Raw genomic sequence first — 2,220 nt, forward strand, 5'->3', positions numbered from 1 at the left:
CTGCGCCACCGCGTCGATCAGCGGATCCTCGGCCTGCGTGAGGAAGTCCTTCAGCACCAGGTAGCCGGCCTTCGTGCCGTTCGCGAGCGTCAGCAGCCGCGTCACCGGCACCGGCGTCAGCGCATAGGTGCCGGCCGTCACCGTGACGGTCTTCGGCCCGGCCGGCGCATCGATCACCAGCGTCAGCACGTCGCCGGCCTGCGCCGGCGTCAGCGCCGAGAAATCGTCGGCCGCCACCAGCTCGGCGGCGCTGCGGCCGTTGACCGAGCTGATCACGTCGCCACGCAGCAGCCCGGCGGTGGCGGCCGGCGACAGCGGCTCGACGTAGCGCACCTTCAGCGGCAACTGCAGCTCCAGCCCGTTGACCGAGACGCCGTAGCCGAGCGTGCGGCCGTCGCCATAGAACTGGTTGTACGACGCGCTGCTCTCGATGTAGCTCCAGCGGTCGGCCGGCACCGGCGCGGCGCCGGTGAACAGCAAGGCGTCGAAGTAGTCCGGCACGCTCGCGTAGGGGCCGGGATCGGGGCTCGGCGAGCTGCCGCTCCAGTAGTACCAGTCGGCCATGTAGCCGCGCAGCCAGGTCTTCTGGGTGCCGAGGTCGCAGCTGGGGGCGCCGCCGTTCAGCGGCAGGCCGTCGTCGTTGCCGCCGCAGCCGGCGAGCACGGTCAGCAGGGCCAGGCTGGCGGAGGCGAACAGCTTCGTGGGCAGGGGTCGCATGGTGGCTCTCCCGGTTGCCGCATCAGTGCGGGGATCCCCGCCACCATAGCAGCAGGTGCCCCCCGCCTACAATTCCGCCTTCCCCCTGCCCCCAGCCTGCGCCACCATGTCCGAGCTTGCCAAATCGTTCGAACCCGCCCCGATCGAAGCCCGCTGGGCGCCGCTGTGGGAGCAGYAGGGCCTGTACGAGCCCACGCTGGACGCGAGCAAGCCCTCGTTCAGCATCCAGCTGCCGCCGCCCAACGTCACCGGCACGCTGCACATGGGGCACGCGTTCAACCAGACCATCATGGACTCGTTGACCCGCTGGCACCGCATGAAGGGCGACAACACGCTGTGGGTGCCGGGCACCGACCACGCCGGCATCGCGACGCAGATCGTCGTCGAGCGCCAGCTCGAGGCGGCCGGCCAGAGCCGCCACGACCTCGGCCGCAAGAACTTCGTCGCCCGCGTGTGGGAATGGAAGGAGCAGTCGGGCTCGACCATCACGCAGCAGATGCGCCGCATGGGCGCCTCGGTGGCCTGGCAGCACGAGTACTTCACGATGGACGAGAAGCTCTCGCCGATCGTCACCGACACCTTCGTGCAGCTCTACGAGCAGGGCCTGATCTACCGCGGCAAGCGGCTGGTGAGCTGGGACCCGGTGCTGAAATCGGCGGTGTCCGACCTCGAGGTCGAGAGCGAGGAGGAAGAGGGCTCGCTGTGGCACATCCGCTACCCGCTGGCCGACGGATCCGGCTCCATCGTCGTCGCCACCACGCGCCCCGAGACCATGCTCGGCGACACCGCGGTGATGGTGCACCCCGACGACGAGCGCTACCAGGCGCTGATCGGCCGGCAGGTCACGCTGCCGCTGTGCGACCGCACGATCCCGGTGATCGCCGACGAGTACGTCGACCGCGAGTTCGGCACCGGCGTCGTGAAGGTGACCCCGGCCCATGACGTGAACGACTACGCCGTCGGCCTGCGCCACCAGCTGCCGATGATCGGCGTGCTCGACCTCGACGCGAAGGTCAACGACAACGCGCCCGCCCCGTACCGCGGCCTCGATCGCTTCGTCGCCCGCAAGAAGGTGGTCGCCGACCTGCAGGCGCAAGGCCTGCTGGTCGAGGTGAAGAAGCACAAGCTGATGGTGCCGCGCTGCGCCCGCACCGGTGCGATCGTCGAGCCGATGCTGACCGACCAGTGGTTCGTCGCGGTCAGCAAGGCCGGCCCCGATGGCAAGTCGATCGCGCAGAAGGCGGTCGACGCCGTCGCCTCCGGCGAAGTGAAATTCGTGCCGGAGAACTGGGTCAACACCTACGACCAGTGGATGAAGAACATCCAGGACTGGTGCATCTCGCGCCAGCTGTGGTGGGGCCACCAGATCCCGGCCTGGTACGGGACGGGCGGCGAGATCTTCGTCGCGCGCACCGAAGCCGACGCGAAAACCAAGGCGAAGGCCGCCGGCTACAGCGGCGAGCTGCGCCGCGACGAGGACGTGCTCGACACCTGGTACTCGTC

At 69.4% G+C, this 2,220-nt stretch carries 2 protein-coding genes; one reads left to right on the forward strand and one right to left on the reverse strand.

Annotation, left to right across the window (positions count from 1 at the left end; all coding sequences use genetic code 11):
• Positions 1 to 717: PDZ domain-containing protein (locus AC1D01_RS31120; RefSeq protein ID WP_477873333.1), on the reverse strand; the 717-nt coding region annotated here is incomplete at its 3' end.
• Between the two features lie 106 nt (positions 718 to 823).
• Here AC1D01_RS31120 and AC1D01_RS31125 point away from each other — a divergent pair.
• A partial coding sequence (locus tag AC1D01_RS31125; protein ID WP_477873335.1) for a valine--tRNA ligase occupies positions 824 to 2,220 on the forward strand: 1,397 nt, incomplete at its 3' end.

Source organism: Rhizobacter sp. P3_B12 (genome assembly GCF_056402895.1).